At 74.4% G+C, this 19,297-nt stretch carries 17 protein-coding genes; 4 read left to right on the top strand and 13 right to left on the bottom strand.

Going from position 1 to position 19,297, the window contains the following annotated elements:
- Positions 1-14: 14 nt before the first annotated feature.
- Together GCU56_RS04435 and GCU56_RS04440 are read right to left on the bottom strand one after the other, a co-directional pair.
- On the bottom strand, positions 15-1,019 hold the full coding sequence (locus tag GCU56_RS04435; RefSeq protein WP_239521788.1) for a transketolase family protein: 1,005 nt from the start codon (positions 1,017-1,019) through the stop codon (positions 15-17).
- 5 nt (positions 1,020-1,024) lie between these two features.
- Entirely contained in the window at positions 1,025-1,939 is a 915-nt protein-coding gene (locus GCU56_RS04440; protein ID WP_163480305.1) for a transketolase, read from the bottom strand.
- Positions 1,940-2,263: 324 nt separating this feature from the next.
- Between GCU56_RS04440 and GCU56_RS04445 the strand changes: the two genes are divergently transcribed.
- The gene (locus tag GCU56_RS04445) at positions 2,264-3,226 is read left to right on the top strand and encodes a 2Fe-2S iron-sulfur cluster-binding protein (RefSeq protein ID WP_163480306.1); all 963 of its coding nucleotides are present in this window, start codon (positions 2,264-2,266) and stop codon (positions 3,224-3,226) included.
- Positions 3,227-3,241: 15 nt separating this feature from the next.
- On the opposite strand, the gene GCU56_RS04450 is transcribed toward GCU56_RS04445, so the two are convergent.
- The 10 genes from GCU56_RS04450 to GCU56_RS04495 form a co-directional block, all read right to left on the bottom strand.
- Entirely contained in the window at positions 3,242-5,350 is a 2,109-nt protein-coding gene (locus GCU56_RS04450) for an acyl-CoA dehydrogenase family protein (RefSeq protein ID WP_163480307.1), read from the bottom strand.
- Positions 5,347-6,360: an amidohydrolase family protein gene (locus tag GCU56_RS04455; RefSeq protein WP_163480308.1), complete on the bottom strand. Its 1,014-nt coding sequence runs from the start codon at positions 6,358-6,360 to the stop codon at positions 5,347-5,349. Before GCU56_RS04455 ends, GCU56_RS04450 begins: the two co-directional genes overlap by 4 nt.
- Complete coding sequence (locus GCU56_RS23705) at positions 6,357-6,752, bottom strand: RidA family protein (protein ID WP_345771628.1); 396 nt, start codon at positions 6,750-6,752, stop codon at positions 6,357-6,359. Before GCU56_RS23705 ends, GCU56_RS04455 begins: the two co-directional genes overlap by 4 nt.
- A complete protein-coding gene (locus GCU56_RS04465; RefSeq protein WP_163480309.1) occupies positions 6,749-7,429 on the bottom strand; it encodes an RraA family protein in 681 nt (226 codons plus the stop codon). The genes GCU56_RS23705 and GCU56_RS04465 overlap by 4 nt, the downstream gene beginning before the upstream one ends.
- Positions 7,430-7,446: 17 nt before the next feature.
- The gene (locus tag GCU56_RS04470) at positions 7,447-8,121 is read right to left on the bottom strand and encodes an RraA family protein (RefSeq protein ID WP_163480310.1); all 675 of its coding nucleotides are present in this window, start codon (positions 8,119-8,121) and stop codon (positions 7,447-7,449) included.
- Complete coding sequence (locus tag GCU56_RS04475) at positions 8,121-8,585, bottom strand: MaoC family dehydratase (protein WP_163480311.1); 465 nt, start codon at positions 8,583-8,585, stop codon at positions 8,121-8,123. The genes GCU56_RS04470 and GCU56_RS04475 overlap by 1 nt, the downstream gene beginning before the upstream one ends.
- Positions 8,586-8,613: 28 nt before the next feature.
- Positions 8,614-10,224 carry an AMP-binding protein gene (locus GCU56_RS04480; protein ID WP_163480312.1) on the bottom strand — a complete coding sequence of 537 codons (1,611 nt, stop codon included), beginning with the start codon at positions 10,222-10,224 and terminating at the stop codon, positions 8,614-8,616.
- Between the two features lie 13 nt (positions 10,225-10,237).
- Positions 10,238-11,122, bottom strand: coding sequence for an amidohydrolase family protein (locus GCU56_RS04485; RefSeq protein WP_163480411.1), 885 nt, complete (start codon positions 11,120-11,122; stop codon positions 10,238-10,240).
- Positions 11,123-11,136: 14 nt separating this feature from the next.
- Positions 11,137-12,048 carry an SDR family NAD(P)-dependent oxidoreductase gene (locus tag GCU56_RS04490; protein ID WP_163480313.1) on the bottom strand — a complete coding sequence of 304 codons (912 nt, stop codon included), beginning with the start codon at positions 12,046-12,048 and terminating at the stop codon, positions 11,137-11,139.
- Between the two features lie 155 nt (positions 12,049-12,203).
- A complete protein-coding gene (locus tag GCU56_RS04495) occupies positions 12,204-13,130 on the bottom strand; it encodes a PaaX family transcriptional regulator C-terminal domain-containing protein (protein WP_204331432.1) in 927 nt (308 codons plus the stop codon).
- Between the two features lie 196 nt (positions 13,131-13,326).
- Between GCU56_RS04495 and GCU56_RS04500 the strand changes: the two genes are divergently transcribed.
- Positions 13,327-14,946 (top strand): AMP-binding protein, encoded by a 1,620-nt coding sequence (locus GCU56_RS04500; RefSeq protein ID WP_163480314.1) that lies wholly within the window; start codon positions 13,327-13,329, stop codon positions 14,944-14,946.
- 42 nt (positions 14,947-14,988) lie between these two features.
- Positions 14,989-16,485, top strand: a complete 1,497-nt coding sequence (locus GCU56_RS04505) for an aldehyde dehydrogenase family protein (RefSeq protein ID WP_163480315.1) — start codon at positions 14,989-14,991, stop codon at positions 16,483-16,485.
- A 45-nt stretch (positions 16,486-16,530) separates the two neighbouring features.
- Here GCU56_RS04505 and GCU56_RS04510 read toward each other — a convergent pair whose 3' ends face one another.
- On the bottom strand, positions 16,531-18,066 hold the full coding sequence (locus GCU56_RS04510) for an aldehyde dehydrogenase family protein (protein WP_163480316.1): 1,536 nt from the start codon (positions 18,064-18,066) through the stop codon (positions 16,531-16,533).
- Positions 18,067-18,288: 222 nt separating this feature from the next.
- Here GCU56_RS04510 and GCU56_RS04515 point away from each other — a divergent pair, with 222 nt between their 5' ends.
- Positions 18,289-19,269: an ABC transporter substrate-binding protein gene (locus GCU56_RS04515; RefSeq protein WP_163480317.1), complete on the top strand. Its 981-nt coding sequence runs from the start codon at positions 18,289-18,291 to the stop codon at positions 19,267-19,269.
- The last annotated feature ends 28 nt before the right edge of the window (positions 19,270-19,297 follow it).

Consider the following 19,297-nt stretch of genomic DNA (forward strand, 5'->3'; position numbering starts at 1 on the left):
CGCACCGACCGCCCTCACCGACCCAGCAGCGCCTTGGCCTGCGCGGCCACGTTGGGCACCGTGAGCCCGTAGCGCTCGTAGAGCTGCGCCGGGACGCCGACCTCGAGGCGCTCGTCCGGCAGCGCGATGCTGCCCAACGCGGCGGCCACGCCCGCCCGGCCGACCGCCTCGGCCACCATGCTCGCCAGCCCGCCGACGACGTCGTGGTCCTCGATGGTGAGGATGGCGCCCGTGCTACGGGCGCTGGCGACCACGCCCTCGGCGTCGAAGGGCTTGAGCCACGCGGCGTCGAGCACCTCGGCCTGCACCCCCTCCTCGGCCAGCCGCGCCGCGGCACGCAGGGCCAGGCCGACCCCCATGCCGTGGCCGACCAGGGTGACGTCGGCGCCCTCGCGGACGCGCAGCAGCTCGCCCGGCCGGTAGGTCGGCGGCTCCGCGTAGACCGGCTGCGCGTCCTCGGCGATCCGGATGTACACCGGGCCCTCGCGGTCCACGGTGGCTCGCATGAGGCTGATCACCGACTGGGCGTCGGCCGGCGCGACCACGGACAGGCCGGTGATGGCGCGCGCCACCGCGACGTCCTCGACGGCGTGGTGGCTGGTGCCGAAGAAGCCCATCGCCAGGCCGGTCAGCCGGCCCACCAGCCGGACGGGGAGGCGGTTGTAGGCGGCGCCGGTGCGCAGCTGCTCGGCGGTCTTCAGCACGCCGAACGCGCTCATCGAGAACACGTAGGGCACGAAGCCCGACGCGGCCAGGCCCGCGGCCACCGAGATGGAGTTGGTCTCGGCGATGCCCATCTCGATGTAGCGCTCCGGGTGCCGGGAGCGGAACTCCGCCAGCGTGACGCCGACGTCGGCCGACAGCGTGAGGATCCGCGGGTCGGCGTCCCCGAGCTCGGCGATCACGACGCCGGCCGGATCGGTGGCGAGTCCCGTGTCCGTGGGGACGTCGGAGAACACGTCGCGCATCTTCGGCTCGTCGGACTCCTCGACCGACGGCACGTGCGCGCCCTCCTGCATCGCGGTCACGGCATCCTCCCGGAGATCTCCTCGACGACCTGACGGCGCAGGTCGGGTCCCAGGTGGCCGAGGTGCCACGCCTGGGGCGCCTCCTCCATCATCCGCACGCCCTTGCCCTTCCGGGTTCGCGCGATGACGCAGACCGGCTGCTCGGCCGAGGGGTCGGGAAGCGTGTCGAAGGCGCTCAGGAGCGCCTCGGGGTCGTGCCCGTCGATCTCCCGGACCGCCCACCCGAACGACTCGAAGCGTGCCGCCAGCGGCTCGATGCCCATCGCGTCGGAGGTCGGCCCGGAACCGGAGAACCCGTTGGCGTCGACGACCGCCACCAGGTTGCCCAGCCGGTAGTGGCTGGCGGCCATCACCGCTTCCCAGACCTGCCCCTCCTGCAGCTCGCCGTCCCCCGTGAGCACGAAGGTGCGGTAGTCGCGCTCCTGGAGCCGCCCCGCGAGGGCGATGCCCGTGCCCACCGAGAGGTTCTGGCCCAGCGATCCGGAGCTGAAGTCGATCCCCGGCGCCCGCAGCATGTCCGGGTGGTCGTTGAGGGCGGTGCCCGCGGTGCCGAAGGTGTCGAGCCACTCCGTGGGGAAGAAGCCGAGGTCGGCGAGGACCGGCCACAGGCCGGTGGCCGCGTGGCCCTTGCCGAGCAGGAAGCGATCGCGGTCGGGCCACGCCGGGTCGGACGGGCGGAGCCGCAGCGTGCGGTAGTAGAGCGTCGCGAAGACCTCGGCGGAGGAGAAGGTGCTCGAGTAGTGACCGAGGCCGGCCCGGTCGATGAGCTCGATGGTCTGGAGCCGGATCCAGTCGGCACGGCGCGCGAGCTCGACCGGTGTGATCGACCGGCCGCGGTCGAGCGTCGGGCCGCCGTCGTCCCCGTCCGACGGCGCCGGAGTGGTGGCCGGTGGCGCGGTGTCGACCCGCATGGGCGTCTCCTTCGCTGACGAGAGGCATCCGCGAGGCGCCTGGCCGCCGGCCACGGGCCCAGGTGTGACCCTAGTGACAGCCGAGGACGTGCCGGCACCGCGGTCGTCGCACGCCCGCCGACCGCCGGCCCGGGGCCCGGCGTGCGGGGGTCCCCCGCCGACGTGACGGCGATCACTGCTCCCCACGGACCGGTGCTTCCGCTTCTCGGAAGTACCGCTCCGGAGACGCCGTGACGGCAGTCACCCTCGACCCGATCGCGCGGTCCGTCGCCCGGCCGCGCGTCCCCGGTCCGAGTGCCACCGTCCCGAGAGGGGAGTACTGCCGTGCACAGCACCCACGACGAGGTGGACCTCCGCCTGCTGATCGCCGCCCGCACCGTCGGCGCCGAGGGTGTCGTCGTCCTCGACCTGCGGGACCCGTCCGGTGCCGAGCTGCCGGCCTGGGCGCCGGGCGCGCACATCGACCTCGAGCTGGCCGACGGCCTGACCCGCCAGTACTCGCTCTGCGGCGACCCGCGCGACCGGTCGGTGTGGCGGATCGCCGTCCTCCGGGAACCGGAGAGCCGCGGCGGGTCCGAGCACGTGCACGAGGCGCTGACCGCGGGGGCGGAGGTCGAGGTCCGTGGCCCCCGGAACAACTTCCCGCTGGTCGACTCGCCGCGCTACCTGTTCATCGCCGGCGGCATCGGCATCACCCCGATCCTGCCGATGCTCACCGCCGCCGAGGCCGCCGGCGCGGACTGGGAGCTGCACTACGGCGGGCGCAGCCGACGCTCCATGGCGTTCCTCGAGGCGCTCGAGGACGCGACCGGCAACCAGGTCACCCTGCACCCGCAGGACGAGGTCGGTCTCATCGACCTGCCCCGGGTCCTCGGCACCCCGCAGCCCGGCACGGTGGTCTACGCCTGCGGTCCGGAGCCGCTGCTCGAGGCCGTCGAGCACAACTGCGCCTCCTGGCCGGCGGGCAGCCTGCACCTGGAGCGGTTCAGCCCCAAGGAGCAGGGCGCTCCCGTCCGCACGGGCTCCTTCGAGGTGGAGCTGACCGTCAGCGGCCTGACCCTGACCGTCCCCCCGGACCGGTCCGTCCTCGACGTCGTCGAGGACGCCGGGATCGCCGTGCTCTCCTCCTGCCAGGAAGGGACGTGCGGCACCTGCGAGACGCCGGTCCTCGCCGGTGAGGTCGACCACCGGGACTCGCTCCTCACCCCGGCCGAGCAGGCGGCCAACGACACCATGTTCATCTGCGTCTCGCGCGCCGCCTGCCCCAGGCTGGTCCTCGAGCTCTGACGGCGCCGCCCGGCGTCAGCGGGGCAGTCCGAGGGAACGGGCCACCACGTTGCGCTGGATGTCGTTGGTCCCGCCGGACACGACCATCATGATCGACAACCGCAGGGAGGCCTCGAACGTCTGCGGCGCCCCGGCGTTGGGGCCGTCGGCCAGGGCCGCCGCGGGCCCGAGCAGCCGCAGCACCGCCTCGCCGAGGTCCTCCTCCAGCTCGCTGCCGACGATCTTCGCCATCCCCGCCGCCGCCGAGTCGCTGCCGGCCGCCAGGGCGCGGCGGGTGCTGGACGCGACCAGCGTCCGCGCGGCCTGCAGCCTGGCGGCCAGCTCGGTCACCGTGCGCCGGGCAGCCGAGCCCCGCGGACCGGCCACCGACGGATCGGCCCGCAGGACGGCGAGCAGGTCGTCGAACAGCCGCAGCAGCCGCGCGGTGCCCGACGCGATGTGGATGCGCTCGTGGGCCAGTGCGGCGGTGAGCACCTGCCAGCCGCTGCCCGGCTCCCCGATGCGGGCGGCATCGGGCACCCGGACGTCGTCGAAGAACGAGCTGCAGGAGATCTCCCCGCCCAGGGACAGGTGCTCCTGCAGGCTCCAGCCGGGCAGCCCGACGGGGAAGAGGAACACCGTGATGCCGGCGTGCGCCCGGGCGTCGGGATCGGTGCGGGCGGCCAGCCAGATCCACTCGGCGCGGTGGGCGCCGGTCCCCCACGCCTTCTGGCCGGTGACCACCCAGTCGTCCCCGTCGCGGCGGGCGGTCGTCCGCAGGTGCGCCAGGTCGGAACCGGTCTCGGGCTCGCTGTAGCCGAGGTAGAACGGCATCCGGCCGCGCGCGATCAGCGGCAGGAAGCGGGCGCGCTGCTCCGCGTCGCCGTGCGCGGCGATCGACGGGCCGAGCATGGCGGCGGCCACCCGGGCCTCCCGGGCCAGTCCCGCGTAGGTGAGCTCCTCGCCGATCGCGACCTGCTCGGCGGCGTCGGCACCGCGGCCGCCGTACTCCGGCGGGAGCCCGGCGGCCAGGTACCCGGCGTCGCCCAGCAGGTCGAGCAGCGCGGGGTCCTCACCGGTCAGCCCCTCCGGCACCCGCTCGGCGAGGAACCGGCGCAGCTCGGTGCGGGCCGCCTCCGCCGTCTCGCCGAGGTCGAGCGCGGGCAGGCCGGCGTTCCCCTCGACCAGCAGGTCACCGGCCTCGCCGGCGGCGAGGGCGAACAGCGGCAGCCGCGCGAGGTCGCCGTGCACCCGGCGGAACAGCCACGGCGCCTCGTGCTCCTCGAAGTACCCGATGGCGGCCAGCGTGTGGTGGGCGCCGAACTGCACCCGCGGTGCCGCGTCGGCGGCGTGCGCGACGGCGAGCTCGGCGGCCAGCACCCACGCCGGGTCGCCCGCCGTCGCCAGGCGCACCGCCTCGTCGGTCAGCGCCGTCCCGGCGCCGACGTCGATCGCGCCGTCCACGCAGCGGTGCGACACCGCCTGGAAGGACCCGATGGGCCGGCCGAACTGGTGCCGCAGCGTCGCGTGCTCGAGCGCGAGCTCCGCCGACCGCGCCGCCGCGCCCATCGCCCGGGCGGCCAGCGCGAGCCGCACGACCGCCCGCGCGGCCTCCGCCTCGGCCGCCGTCACCGGGTGCGTCAGCACGCCCTCGGTGCCGAGGTCCACGTCCGACCAGGCCGGTGCGGGCGTCCCCGGGGTGGGCCGGTACGCCGCCACCGGCGCGAGGACGACGTCACCCGCGCCGTCCGGCAGCCGGAGCACGTGGGTCGCCGCGCCCGCACCGTCCACGAAGCGGACCGTCCCCCCGGACCCGGCCGGCGCCACCACGGGCCGCACCCGGCCCTCGGCGACCTCCTCGGCGACGTCCTCCCCCAGGAGTCGCGCGGCGACGTAGCCGTCGGCCAGCGGCAGGGGGCAGGCCAGCCGGCCCAGCTCGGTGGTGACCGCGACGAGGGCGTCCAGTGCGTCGGCGCCCCCGAACTCGGTCCACCCCTGCCGGACGGCGACGTCCCAGACCGCGGTGAGCGCCCCCTCCCCCGCGCCGTCCCGGCCGGCGGCCTGCGGGGCGTCCCACGCCGCCCGCAGCGCGCCGGCCACGGTCGACCGCAGGTCGGCGAGCTCCTCGGGCGCCAGGGCCGTCATGCCGTCGTCGGCCCCGGCCAGCGGCTGAACACCCTCCGCGCGTTGCCCTCGAAGACCGCCCGGCGGTCGGCCTCGGAGAGCGCGGGGATGCCCTCGATGACCGGCTTGAGGTCGTCGAAGGGGCGGCCGGTGTCGGGGTCGGTCACCGAGCCGCTGCCCGGCCGCTCGGTGCCGAACAGGCAGCGCTCGGGTCCGACGGTGGTGAACAGGTGCGCCAGCGACGCCTGGTCGTAGAGGCAGGTGTCGAACCAGAGCCGGCGCAGCGAGACCTCGAACCGCTCGTCCAGGGCGTCGTTGCCCAGCCCCGGGGCCAGCCGGGCCGCCTTCCAGCGGCCGATCTGGTAGGGCACCGAGCCGCCGCCGTGCCCGACGATCAGCTTCAGGTCGGGGAAGTCGAGGAGCGTCCGAGAGCGCATCAGCGAGAGGACGGCGATGGACTCCTCGGTGATGAAGTGGTCGCTGTAGACCTCCCGGCCGTTGTAGCAGCCCGCGGAGTGGATGAGGGCCGGGACGTCGTACTCGACGAGCCGCTCCCACAGCGGGTACCAGGACTCGTCGCCCAGGGTCGGGGTGTCGCCGCCGGTGCCCTCGTACGGGTCGGGGTTGAGGCTGACCCCGATGAAGCCGAGCTCCTCGACGGCGCGGGTGAGCTCGCCGAAGCACGACTCGACCGGCGCCCCGGCGCACAGCGGCAGGCCCGCGACCCCGGCCAGGCGGTCGGGGTGCAGGGCGACCGACCGGGCGATCACGTCGTTGTTGGCGCGGATCCAGCGGTGCACGATCTCCGGCGGCTTGGCCGAGTGCATCTGCTGGAACGGCCGCGGGGAGATGAACTGCACGTCGGTGCCGACGCCGTCCATGATCGAGACGTTCGCCGCGGCCGACGCCGCGAGGGCCTCCTCGGTGATCTTGGGGGGGTCCTGGTGGTACCCGCCGCTGCCCAGCAGCTGCGCCCGGTAGGCGTAGAAGACCTCCGGGGCGAGCACGTGGGCGTGCGCGTCGATGATCACCGGGCGTCCTCCGTCACGTAGGCGATGACCTCGCACTGCACGTCGAAGACGGGCGGCAGGTCCGCGGTCAGGGTGTGCCGGGCCGGGCGGCTGTCCGCGTCGGGGAACATCTCCAGCCAGTGGGGGTCGATGGCGGCCCGGACGGCGCGGTCGCGCACGAAGAAGGTCAGCTTGGCGACGTCGCCCGCGCCCGCCCCGCCGGCGGCCAGCACGCGGCCGAGGTTGGCGAAGACCAGGCGCACCTGGTCCGCCACGTCCGCCGGCACCTCGCCGGTCGCCGGGTCCTGCCCGGAGATGCCGCTGGAGACCAGCAGCGGGCCGACGCGCGCCGCCATGGGGATGGGGGCGCTGTGGTGCAGCCCCTCGACCTCGATCGACCGGCGTCCGGTCACCGTTCCTCCTCGTCTGGATGGGGTCGGCCGGCGCGCTGGAGCTGGTGGTAGCCCTGCGCCGCCCGCGCGTCGCGCAGGCTGCTGCCGGCCAGCGCGGCGGCCAGGATGGCGCCCTCGCGGTCCTCGATCTCGCGGGCGATGGCGAGCACCTCCTGCTCCACCTCCACCGGGACCACGACCACGCCGTCGTCGTCCCCGACGAGCAGGTCGCCGGCGCGCACCCGGATGCCGGCCACGCTGACCGGCGTCCCGACGTCGGAGACGGTGACGCGGTCCTTGCCGGTGCGCATGAACCAGCCCCGGCTGTAGACGGGGTAGCCGATGTCCCGGGCGCGGTGCACGTCGCGGCAGACCCCGTCGATGACGGTGCCGGCGATCCCCCGCTGGGAGGCCACGGCGGTGAGGATGTCGCCCCACACCGTGCAGTCCTCGCGGCCGCCGTTGTCGATCACCACGACGTCCCCGGGCGGCACGTCGTCGACGAAGTCACCGACGGTGCCCGGCGGCCGGCCGGTGGCCACGTACCGGACGGTGAACGCCCGGCCGAGCAGCCGCTGCCCCGGGGCCAGGGGCCGGACGCCCTGGCAGGCGGCCGGCAGGGCGAGACGGTCCATGGCGTCGGACAGCGCCGCGGTGGGCAGCCCGGCGAACTCGGCGGTGGGCAGCGGGGCGCTCATGAGCTCCTCGGCGGGGGTCAGCGGGGGGACGGGAACTGCGAGTCGTGCATGACGTCGACGACGGAGCGGCCCGAGCGCACCGCGGCGACCATGTCCCGCTCGCGGGCGGCGATCCGCTCGGCGAGCTCCACCGCCTGCTCGGCCAGGTCCTGGGGTACCAGCACGGCGCCGCAGACGTCGGCGACGAGCAGGTCGCCCGTCCGGGCGGGGACGCCGCACACGGTGATCTCCTCGTCCATGCCCAGCTGGACGATCCGGCCGCGGGCGCTGGTGGGGACGACGGCCCGCCCGAACACCGGCAGGCCCAGCTGCTCGCTCTCGCCGATGTCGCGGCAGGCGCCGTCGATGACGATCCCGGCGATGCCGGCCCGGGTGGCGGCGGTGCTGAGGATGCCGCCCCAGGACGAGACGTCGGTGCGCCCGCCGGCGTCGACGAGCACCACGTCCCCGGGCTCGGCGGTCTCGACCAGCTGCGTCCCGAGATGCACCGTCGGCCCGGCGCCGGGCTCGCGCGGGCCGACCCGGAGGGTGCGGACGCGACCGACGACCACCCGCGGCACGGGCCACAGCGGCCGCAGGCCGGCGAGGACCCCCGCGCGCCCGTACCCGTCGAGGGCGTCGGACAGCGCGCAGGTGTCCAGGGCCGCCAGCCGGGCGGTCAGCGAGACCGGCCCGGCCGGCGTGACCCCCATCAGACGTACTGCCGCACCACGATCGTGGCGACGCAGGCCGGCTTGGTGCCGCCCTCGGTCTCGAAGGTGACCGTCTGCTGGATCTGGACGCCGCCCTTGATGTCGGTGACCTCGTCGAACCGGGTCTTGGCGCGCAGCTTGGCGCCCACCGGCACCGGCGAGGGGAAGCGGACCTTCTCCGTGCCGTAGTTGACGCCCATGCCGAACCCGGTGAACTGGGTCAGCTGGGGCAGGAAGCGCGGGATGAGCGACAGCGTCAGGTAGCCGTGCGCGATCGGGCCGCCGAAGGGGCTCTCCTTCTTCGCCCGCTCGACGTCGACGTGGATCCACTGGTGGTCGCCGGTGGCGTCGGCGAAGAGGTTGACCATGTCCTGGGTGATCTCGACCCAGTCGGTGGGGCCGACCTCCTGACCGACCAGGCTCTTGACGCCCTCGATGCCGTCGACGGTGGTGGGGGTGCTCATGGGGTGTGCTCCTCTGTGCGGACGGGTCTCACGGATGGGACTGGGCGACGGTGCGGGCCCAGCCGAGATCGGCCTTGCCCGACGGGCTGCGCTTGAGCTCGTCGACGACGACCAGCTCGCGGGGCCGCTTGTGGTCGGCCAGCTGAGCGCCGACGTGCGCCCGGGCCTCCTCGTCGGTCAGCTGGGCGCCGGGCCGGAGCGCGACGACGGCCACGATGCGGGACCCCCAGCGGGGATCGGGAGTGCCGACGACCATGGCGTCGCGGACGGCGGGGTGGGTCAGCAGCGCCAGCTCGACCTCCTCGGCGTAGACCTTCTCGCCGCCGGTGTTGATCACCCGGCTGCCGCGGCCGTGGAAGACCACGGAGCCGTCGGCGTCGATGCTGGCCATGTCGCCGGGCACGACCCAGCGCCGTCCGCCGTACTCGCGGAAGGTCTTCCCGGTCGCCTCCTCGTCGCCCTGGTAACGGATGTGCTCGTCGACCGGCGCCGCCAGCAGCCCGATCTGTCCCGACCCCGGGACGACGTCTCCGCCGTCCTCGTCGATGACCCGGGCACCGGGGAACAGGCTGAACCGGGAGGTGACCGTGACCTCGCCGCGCCGGGTCTCCTGGACGGCGTAGGGGCCACCCTCGGAGGAGGCGACGAGGTCGCGGCAGACCATGTCGGCGTGGTGCAGCAGCCGCTCCTTGACGTCGGCGCTCCAGGTCACCCCGACGCTGATCATCAGCTTCAGGGTGGACACGTCGTACGGGCGACCGGCCGCCTCGGCGGCGTCCAGCGCCTCGGCCAGCGGCCGCGCGAAGACGTCGCCGACGATCGAGACGGTGTCGACCTGCTCCCGCTGCACGGTGGCGGCCAGCTCGTCGGGGTCGTAGGACTTCGACGGGAGGTAGACCACGCGGCCGCCGGCCAGCAGCGCGCCGAAGGTGGTGTACATGCCGGTCGCGTGCATCAGCGGCGGCGCGGGCAGGCACACCATCGAGTCGCGGTCCAGGCCGAGCCGCTCCAGCGCCGCCCGCAGCTCGTCGAGCGTCGTCGGCAGCGCCTCGCCCAGCAGCAGCAGCCCGTTGGCGCTGCACGTGGCGAACAGCCCGGAGTGCCGGGACAGCACGCCCTTGGGCTTCCCCGTCGTACCGCCGGTGTACATCAGCCAGTGGTCGTTGCCGCGCTCGATGCGGGGCGCGGGCCCGGCCGCGGCGATCGCCTGCTCGTAGTCGGTCGCCCACTCCGGGAGCTCGCCCGTCCCCACCTGGAGCAGCGTGCGCAGGCGGGGCAGCGCGGGGCGGGCCTCGCCCATCCGCTCGGCCAGGGAGGCGTCGAAGACGATCGCGTCGGCCTGCGCGTCCTCGAGCAGCCCGACGATCTCGTCCCGGCGGTACCGGTAGTTGACGTTCAGCGGCACCGCGCGGAGCTTCAGGATCGCGAAGACGCTCTCCAGGTACTCGATGCCGTTGTACAGCGCCACGGCGACCCGCGACTCCGGCCCGACGCCCTGTGTCGCCAGGTGCCCGGCCAGCCGCGCGGCTCGCTCGTCCAGTTCGGCCCACGTCCGCGACCGCTCGCCGTGGCTGACGGCGACCCGGTCGCGGCGCAGGTCGCCGACCGTCTCGAGGACGGTCGCGAAGCTCTCGTTCACGAGGTCGCCCCGATCAGCCCTGGTCGGCGGAGCCGGTGAGGCCGAGCAGCGTGGCGGCGTTCCCCTTCATGATCTTCGGACGGACCTCGTCCTTGATGGCGATGGACTCGAAGTCCTTGATCCACCGCTCCGGCGTGATGACCGGGAAGTCCGACCCGAAGAGCACCTTGTTCTTGAGCAGCGAGTTGGCGTACTGCACCAGCTGCGGCGGGAAGTACTTCGGCGACCAGCCGGACAGGTCGATGTAGACCTGCGGCTTGTGGGTGGCCACCGACAGTGCCTCGTCCTGCCACGGGAACGAGGGGTGCGCCAGGATGATCGGCATGTCCGGGAAGTCGACGGCGACGTCGTCGACGAGCATCGGGTTGGAGTACTTCAGCCGGATGCCCCCGCCCGCCCGGGTGCCCGCGCCCACGCCGGTCTGGCCGGTGTGGAACAGCGCGATGAGCTGGTGCTCGGCGATGACCTCGTACAGCGGGTAGGCCAGCCGGTCGTTGGGGAAGAACGCCTGCGTGTTCGGGTGGAACTTGAAGCCCCGGACGCCGTACTCGGTGACCAGCCGCTTGGCCGCCTTCACCCCCGCTGCGCCGCGGTGCGGGTCGATGCTGGCGAACGGGATGAGCACGTCGCCGTGCTCGGCGGCGAGCTCGGCGACCTCCTCGTTGGTCGCCAGCATGTCCTCACCGCTCTGCGAGATGCTGTCCACGCCGAAGACGACCGCACCCATCTTGCGCTCGCGGTAGTACTCGGCCAGCTCCGGGACCGAGTACTCGGGCATCTTGCCGATGCCGAAGTACTCCCCCATGTCCTCGGCGCCCGACCGGCTCGGGGCCTCGCTGCGGACCGACTTGTGCACGTGGGTGTGCACGTCGATGGCGACCAGTTCGTCGACGTTCATCTCGGGCACGTGGGTCACTTCCCTTCGGGGGCGCCGGGCACGGTGTCGGGCTTCCACGCCTGCAGGTGCGGCTGGAAGGTCGTCGGGAACGCCTCGGCGATCGCGTCGGCGGACCAGCCGCCCTCCCGGACCTCGACGGCGACCTCGGTCGGGTGCGACCAGACCGCGATCCGGTCGCCGCCGATCCCGATGGCCTGGCCGGTGACGCCGGCGGCCTCGTCGGAGGCGAGGAACACCACGAGGCCGGCCACGTCGTCGGGCGTGCCCAGGCCGGTGCGGCGGACGTCGGCCGGGATGGGCTCGCCCCGCTCGGTCTTCTCCACCAGCTCGGCCAGGGCCGGGATGGTGGCGACCATGCGGGTCAGCGCCACCGGGATGACGGCGTTGACCGTGGTGCCGCTGCGCTCCAGCTCGGCGGCCCAGGTGCGGACCAGGCCGACGATCCCGGCCTTGGAGGCGGTGTAGCCGGTCTGGCCGAAGCTGGCGCGCTGGCCCGCCGGGGAGCCGATCAGGATGAGCCGGCCGTTGCCGCCCTGCTCCTTGAACTGCCTCGCCGCGGCGCGGCCGCAGGTGAAGGTGCCGCGCAGGTGGGTGTGGACGACGAGGTCGAAGTCCTGGTCGTCCATCTTCAGCAGCGAGCGGTCCCGGAGCACGCCGGCGTTGGTGACCATGACGTCGAGCCGGCCGAACTCCTCCACCGCCTTGGCGACGAGCGCGTCGGCGGCCTCGGTCGAGCCGATGGCCGACCCCTCGACCACCGCGGTGCCCCCGGCGGACTGGATCTCCCGGACGGTCACCTCCGCCTGGTCGACGTCGAGGTCGTTGACCACGACGGCGGCACCGGCCGCGGCGAGGGCCTTGGCGTAGGCCTGGCCGAGGCCGCGACCGGCCCCGGTGACGACGGCGACCTTGCCGTTCAGCTGCATGGGAGTCCTCTCGGGAGCGTGGCAGTGTGACGCAGGGGGTACATGGGCGATACGCACCCGACACCTGCCGCCACGGGCAAGTTATTCACTTTCGTGGCGGACGTCAACGCGCGGCTGCAGTCGCCACGGGTGCCGGGAGCATGCCAGGACCCGGGTCAGCGCGACGCGGCGCCAGGGGTGTCCAGGCGCTCGACGAGCCCCGCGGCGATCGCGGCCGCGCCGGCCTCGTACCGGGTGCGCAGGCGCAGCGCCACGTGCTCGGCGCGGACGGCGGGCCAGTCGGCGGGGAGGTACTCCACCGGCAGCCCGGGGTCGGAGCGGACCAGCAGCGTCCACTCCGCGAGGAGCCACAACTGGCGGGCCAGGTCGTCGGGCGCCCCGGGCAGCGGGTCGGGCCGGTCCCAGCGGTCGAGGAACTGCTCGTAGCCGCGCGCGATGGTCGCCACGTCCCAGGCGTCGTCGATCAGGTCGGGCACGTGGGTGGGGGCGGCCACCTGGGCCCGGAAGACCTTGAGGTGGTCGAGGACGTCGAGTCTCTGGAGCAGCGCCTCGACGTCGACCTGCCGCGGCGCCACCCAGAGGCCGTTCTGCAGCATGCCGAAGCCCGCCCACAGCAGCCGTGACCGCAGCAGGTGGCGATCGGCCCGGCGGCTCTCGGGCAGCGAGAACCCGAGCAGCGTCCACTGGCCGTCCCAGGTGCGGTTCACCGGGGAGCGCCAGGCGCGCTCACCGCCCTCGGCGAGCTCGGCCCGCGCCCGCGGCGTCGGTGACAGCACGATCCGCCGACCCTGCCGGCGCCGCTCGAGCGTGCCCCGGCGCAACATCCGGCTCACCGTCGAGCGGGCGGCGTGCTCGCCGACGCCGACGCGGGCCAGCGCGTCGATCAGGCCCAGGGTGGGCACGGCGACCGCGGGGTCGGTGAGATGGACGCCGCAGAACATGAGGACGTGGGTCTGCGGGCGGACGGCCGCGACCACCGCCGTCCCGCCGGCCGGCGAGGGCCGCTCGGCGGCACCGTCGTCCCCGGCCGGCAGCCCGAGGACGCCGTTCCCGTCCGGTGCGGGCCGCGCGGTGACGGTCACGGCCGCACCCCCCGTGCGAGCGGTGCCGCACTGCTGGTCATGGCGGCCTCCTGCCGGTTACGGGACGATCGGCGCGGGCGGCGGCCGACGCCGGGGACCAGTCCGCTCCCACCGGGTGGCAGAGCCTCTCCCGCCCGCGCGGAGGCGCACGAACAACATACGCATGATCGTGACGATCGCCAGTAGTGTGCCTCGCATGGAGGAGAATCTCGCGACCGTCCTCCAGACCGTGGCCGAGACCCTCGGCGAGGCGGTCGCCGTCGTCCAGGGCGACCGCGTGCGCACGTGGGCCGAGCTGGCCGAGCGCGCCGCCCGGCTCGCCGGCGGTCTGGCGGAGCGGGGGGTGACCCCGGGAGCCCGCGTCGGCATCGGGCTGTGGACCAGCCCGGAGTACGTGGAGGCGGTGTTCGCCGTCTGCGCGCTGGGCGCCGTGCCGTTCAACGTCAACTACCGCTACCGCGCGACCGAACTGGCCCACGTGCTCGCCGACGCGGGCGCGGCCGGGCTCGTCTTCGACGCGTCGACCAGCGACGTGGTGGCCGAGGTGGCCGGGCGGTCGCCCGCCCTGCGCGCCCTGGTGCGCGTCGGCTCCGGCCCCCAGGGCGCCGCGCCGGTCGGCGACGACCTCGAGACCGTCCTGGCCGGCTCCGCCCCGCTCCCGCGCACCCGCCGCCCCGACGGCGACTGGCTGCTCTACACCGGTGGGACGACCGGCCGACCCAAGGGCGTGCTCACCCGGCAGTCGACGGTGTTCGCCGTCAGCTGCGTGCCCAACGGGTTCGCCAAGTTCGGCGTGCCGGCTCCCCGCAGCCTCGACGAGCTGGCCGCGCGGGTGCGCGAGTCGCAGTCCCACCCCGACCGGCTGGTGACCTACACGCCGACCCCGCTCATGCACGGCACCGGCATCTACACGACCCTCGGCACCCTGGTCGCCGGCGGCCGGGTGGTCTTCCCCGCGTCCCGCTCCTACGACCCCGGCGAGCTGGCCGCGGCGATCGGCCGGCACCGGGTGACCGACGTGGTCGTCGTCGGCGACGTCTTCGCCCAGCCGTGGGTGGCCGCGCTGGACGCCGCCGCGGCGGCGGGACACCCGTACGACCTGTCCAGCCTCCGGCGGGTGGTGTCGGTCGGGGCGGTGTTCAGCGCCGAGAACAAGGCCGCCCTCCTCCGGCACGCCGACGTCGACATCACCGACGTCGTCGTCGCCTCGGAGGGTGGGCCCTACGCGCTGTCGCTCACCCGCCGCGGCGAGGTCGCCCCGACCTCCCGTTTCGTGCTCGCGCCCGGTGCCCGGCTGCTCGACGACGAGGGCCGCGACGTGCTCCCGGGCTCCGGCCAGGTGGGGACGCTCGCCGCGCCGGCGCCGCCGGAGGTGCACTACGCCGGCGATCCCGCGGCCAGCAGCGGCACCTTCCGGGAGGTCGACGGGGTCCGCTGGTCGGTGCCCGGGGACCTCGCCACCCTGGCGGACGACGGCACGCTGGTCCTGCTCGGCCGCGGCAGCCGGGTGGTGAACACCGGCGGCGAGAAGGTGCAGCCCGAGGAGGTGGAGCAGGTGCTCCTCCGGCACCCCGCGGTGCGTGACGCGGTCGTCGTCGGGGTCCCCGATGCGCGCTTCGGCCAGCGGCTGACCGCCGTCGTCGCCCTCGCACCCGGCGCGCGAGTGACCGCCGAGGAGCTGCGGGCCGCCGTCGGCGCGGAGCTGGCCGACTACAAGCGCCCGCGCGAGGTCGTCGTGGTCCCGGACGTGCTGCGCTCCCCCGCGGGCAAGCTCGACCTGCGCTGGGCCGGGCAGGTCGCGCGCGGCGGGGCCTGAGCGACGATCGCCGCCCGCTCCACCCGCGGCTAGCCTCCGGCCATGTCGCTCGCCGGTACCGCCACCCCCGCCGAGACCCTCGAGTCGACCGACCCCGCCTCCGGCGCGGTCGTCGGGCTCTTCCCGGTGCAGGACGCCGAGGCCGTCCGCGCGGCGGTCGACCGGGCCCGCACCGCGGCGACGGCGTGGGCCGCCCTCGGGTTCGACGGCCGGCGGCAGCGGCTGGCCGCCTACCGCGGTCACCTCGCCCGCCGGCTGCGGGAGCTGGCCGACCTGGTGCACCGGGAGAACGGCAAGCCGCACGCCGACGCGCTCCTGGAGATCACCCTGGCCGTCGACCACCTCGCCTGGGCCGGCGGCCACGCCCGCCGGGTGCTCGGGCCGCGGCGGGTCGCTCCCGGCCTGCTCGCCGCCAACCACGCCGCGTGGCTGGAGTACCAGCCACTCGGGGTCGTCGGAGTCATCGGCCCGTGGAACTACCCGGTGTTCACGCCGATGGGCTCGATCGCCTACGCGCTGGCCGCCGGCAACGCCGTCGTGTTCAAGCCCTCGGAGCACACCCCGGCCGTGGGCACGTGGCTGGCCGAGGCCTGGCGGGCCGCCGTCCCCGACGCCGCCGACGTCCTGCAGGTCGTGACCGGGCTGGGCGAGACCGGTGCCGCGCTGTGCCGCGCCGGCGTCGGCAAGCTGGCCTTCACCGGCTCGGCGCCCACCGGCCGGGAGGTGATGGCCGCCTGCGCCGAGACGCTGACCCCGGTCCTCATGGAGCTCGGCGGCAAGGACGCGATGATCGTCGCCGACGACGCCGACGTGGCCGCGGCGGCCGGCGCCGCCGTGTGGGGCGCGATGAGCAACGCGGGGCAGACCTGCATCGGGATCGAGCGGGTCTACGCGACCGCCCCGGTGTACGACCGGTTCGTCGCCGAGGTCACCGAGCGGGTGCGCGGACTGCGCCCGGGCAGCGACGGCGACGCCGCCTACGGGCCGATGACCATGCCCGGCCAGACCGACGTCGTCCGCCGGCACGTCGACGACGCCGTGGCCGCCGGTGGCCGGCTGGTCGCCGGCGGCACGGTCGAGGGCCGGTTCGTCGCGCCGACCGTGCTGCTCGACGTCCCGGAGACCTCCGCCGCCGTCCGCGAGGAGACCTTCGGCCCGACGCTCACCATCACCCGGGTGCGGGACGCCGAGGAGGCCCTCGAGCGCACCAACGCCAATCCGCACGGTCTGGCCGGCGCGGTCTTCTCCCGCTCACGGACACGGGCCATGGACCTCGCCCGGCGGATGCGCACCGGTATGACCTCGGTCAACTCCGTGCTGACCTTCGCCTCGGTGCCGGCGCTGCCGTTCGGCGGGGTCGGCGAGAGCGGGTTCGGCCGGATCCACGGTGCCGACGGGCTCAAGGAGTTCACCCGCGCCAAGGCGATCACCCGGCAGCGGTTCGGCCTGCCGGTGGACCTGATGAGCTTCGGCCGGCCCGCGACGGCTGCCGACGCGCTGGCCCGCGTGGTGGCGCTCCTGCACGGCCGGCACCGCTGAGCAGACCCCCGAGGGGCAGGGACGGCATCCCTGCCCCTCGGGCGGTCAGCGGTTGTCCGGCCCGGGGAACGCCGAGACGTCGACGTAGTCCGCGACGGTCTGCAGCTCGGTGCAGGCGTGCAGCGCGGCCAGCCCGTGGCCGCGGCCGATCCCGCTGCCCTTGACCCCGCCGAAGGGCATGGACACGTCCGAGGCGCCGTAGCGGTGCACGTTGAGGAACACCGTCCCGGACTCGATCCGGCGCGCAACGGCGAGTGCGTGTTCCCGGTCGGCGCTCCACACGGACGCGGCCAGCCCGAACTCGGTGTCGTTGGCCAGCGCGACGGCCTCGTCGTCGTCGGCGAAGGGCAGCACCGGCACGACCGGGCCGAACTGCTCGTCGGTCACGATCTCCGCCCGCGGGTCCACGTCGCTGACCACCGAGGGCAGCAGGAACAGGCCCTCGTCCCAGCTCCCGGGGTCGAGCTTCGTGCCGACCGTGCGCACCGTGGCGCCACTGGCCCGCGTCCGCTCGATCAGGCCGGACACCTTGTCGAACTGGGCCCGGTTGCTCACCGGCCCCATGGTCGCCCGCGGGTCCAGGCCGTTCCCCACGACCAGCCGGTCGGCCGCCGCGGTGAACCGCTCGAGGAACTCCGCGTGGTGCGCCCGGTGCACGTAGACGCGCTTCACGTCGAAGCAGATCTGCCCGCTGGCCGAGTAGACCGACCGCACCAGCTCCTCGGCCAGCGCGTCGTCGACCCGCGCGCTCTCCAGCACGATCGCCGGGTCGTTGCCGCCCAGCTCCAGGCTGATGTTCTTGAGGTTCCCGGCGGCCTCCCGCATCACCGCCTGCCCGGTGCTGGTGCTGCCGGTGAAGAACACCTTGCGGACCAGCCGGTGGCCGGCGATCGCCGCCCCTGCCTCCCGGCCGCCGGGGACCACCGACAGCACGCCCTCGGGCAGGTGCTCGGCCACGATCCGCAGCACCTCGCCCAGCGCCAGCGGCGCCAGCTCGGAGGGCTTCACCACGACGGTGTTCCCCGCCAGCAGCGCCGGCGCGATGCCGAGGAACGCCAGGTAGACCGGGCTGTTCCACGGCACGATCACCCCGGTCACGCCCATCGGGCGACGACCGGTCCAGATCGTGCCGCGAGCGTCGGACCGGAACACCTCGTCCTCGGCCAGCACGTCGGCCACCCCGGTGTACCAGTTCAGGATGTGCCCCGCGCCGCCCACGTCGAGCCGGGTCTCCCAGAGCACCTTGCCCTGCTCCCGGGTCAGCAGCTCGGCCAGCGGTCCGTTGTGCTCGGCCAGTGCCGCCGCGGCGGCCGCCATCCGCTCCGCGCGGGCCGCCGGCGGCGTCGCCGCCCACCCCCGGAAGGCCGCATGGGCGACGGCGACCGCCCGGTCGACGTTCTCGGCGCCGCCCATCGCGACCTCGCCCACCAGTTCACCGGTGCGGGCCGGGTTGACCACCGGCGACCAGGAGTCGACCGGCAGCTCCTCCCCCGCCACGAGGACGGGCGCCCGGGCCGGGAGGGAGAGGGAACCCCCGGCGGCAGGGGCAGCAGTGGTGGTGGCGGTGGGCGGACGGTCCATGTCTGGCACCCCTTCACGGTCGGCGAGAGTTCCTCTGTGCAGAACCTACTGCGTTTGGAATCCGCATGCTGGACATTCCCAGCGGCGCGACCATAGTGTGGCCTGCGTCTCGTCCGGTCAGGACGCCAGACACCGGCTCCGCAACGGGGGCGACCGGACGGGCAGCGGCGCGCAGCCACGACCAGCGCCTGCGGCGATGCACGACACCTACTGGAGGACCGAGTGCGAACAGGGTTCAAGGTCACCGCAGCAGCGGCGGCCATGGCGATGCTGGCGGCGTGCGGCAGCAGCGACGAGGGCGGGAGCGGCGGGGGCTCGGCCGCCGGTGCCGACGGCGGCGAGCTGACGCCGGTGACGGTCAACATCGTCCCGTTCTCGCCGAACGCGGTGCTCTTCCTCGCCATGGAGAAGGGCATGTTCGAGGAGCAGGGGCTCGAGGTGAACCTGGTGGAGGCCGCCTCGCCGATCCCCGTCGTCGCGTCGCTGGTCGCCGGCCAGGCGCAGTTCGGCTTCGTGACCACCCCCGTCCTGATCAACTCCAACCGCGAGGGAACGCCGCTCCAGTGCGTGGCGCCCATCGACGGTCAGGTCAGCCCCGAGCGTGACGCCAGCGCCCTGGTCGCGGCGAAGGACAGCGGCATCGACTCGCTCGAGGACCTGTCCGACAAGACGGTCGCGGTCGTCCAGCTCGCCAGCATCAACCTGATCGGCGCGCGCAAGCTCATCGAGGACGCCGGCGCCACCGGCACCGAGTTCATCGCGATGCCGTTCCCGCAGATGCCGCAGGCGCTGGCCGACGGCCGGGTCGACGCGGCGGTCATCACCTCCCCCTACGTCGAGCAGGCGCTCGACGCGGGCGCGGTCGAGCTCGCCCACCCGAGCTCGGACCTGTTCCCGGAGGGGACGATCTACTGCTACGCGGCCTCCAACAGCTACATCGAGGAGAACCCCGAGGTCGCCGAGGGCTTCCAGGCCGCCATGGAGGAGGCCATCACCTACGCCGGCGAGCACGAGGACGAGGCGAAGGCCACCCTCGTGGAGCACCTCGACCTCACCGAGGAGCAGGCCCAGGCCCAGGTCATCCCGACCAACTACGTCCCGGAGATCAACGTCGACTCGATCGGTGAGATCCAGGACCTGATGCTCGAGCAGGGCTCGATCGACGACACCGTCGATCCGGCCGACCTCGTCTGGCAGCCGTAACAGCACACCTCTGCCGGCGGAGGGGGAC

Origin of the sequence: Geodermatophilus sabuli (assembly GCF_010686765.1) — a bacterium.
Classification (GTDB): Bacteria; Actinomycetota; Actinomycetes; order Mycobacteriales; family Geodermatophilaceae; genus Geodermatophilus; species Geodermatophilus sabuli_A.

Excerpts from the sequence above, each read along its gene's own strand:
- GCU56_RS04510 (WP_163480316.1), bottom strand. The coding sequence starts at position 18,066 with ATGGACCGTCCGCCCACCGCCACCACCACTGCTGCCCCTGCCGCCGGG.
- GCU56_RS04475 (WP_163480311.1), bottom strand. The coding sequence starts at position 8,585 with ATGAGCACCCCCACCACCGTCGACGGCATCGAGGGCGTCAAGAGCCTG.
- GCU56_RS04435 (WP_239521788.1), bottom strand. The coding sequence starts at position 1,019 with ATGCAGGAGGGCGCGCACGTGCCGTCGGTCGAGGAGTCCGACGAGCCG.
- GCU56_RS04440 (WP_163480305.1), bottom strand. The coding sequence starts at position 1,939 with ATGCGGGTCGACACCGCGCCACCGGCCACCACTCCGGCGCCGTCGGAC.
- GCU56_RS04485 (WP_163480411.1), bottom strand. The coding sequence starts at position 11,122 with ATGAACGTCGACGAACTGGTCGCCATCGACGTGCACACCCACGTGCAC.
- GCU56_RS04490 (WP_163480313.1), bottom strand. The coding sequence starts at position 12,048 with ATGCAGCTGAACGGCAAGGTCGCCGTCGTCACCGGGGCCGGTCGCGGC.
- GCU56_RS04450 (WP_163480307.1), bottom strand. The coding sequence starts at position 5,350 with ATGACGGCCCTGGCGCCCGAGGAGCTCGCCGACCTGCGGTCGACCGTG.
- GCU56_RS04505 (WP_163480315.1), top strand. The coding sequence starts at position 14,989 with ATGTCGCTCGCCGGTACCGCCACCCCCGCCGAGACCCTCGAGTCGACC.
- GCU56_RS04465 (WP_163480309.1), bottom strand. The coding sequence starts at position 7,429 with ATGAGCGCCCCGCTGCCCACCGCCGAGTTCGCCGGGCTGCCCACCGCG.
- GCU56_RS04470 (WP_163480310.1), bottom strand. The coding sequence starts at position 8,121 with ATGGGGGTCACGCCGGCCGGGCCGGTCTCGCTGACCGCCCGGCTGGCG.
- GCU56_RS04500 (WP_163480314.1), top strand. The coding sequence starts at position 13,327 with ATGGAGGAGAATCTCGCGACCGTCCTCCAGACCGTGGCCGAGACCCTC.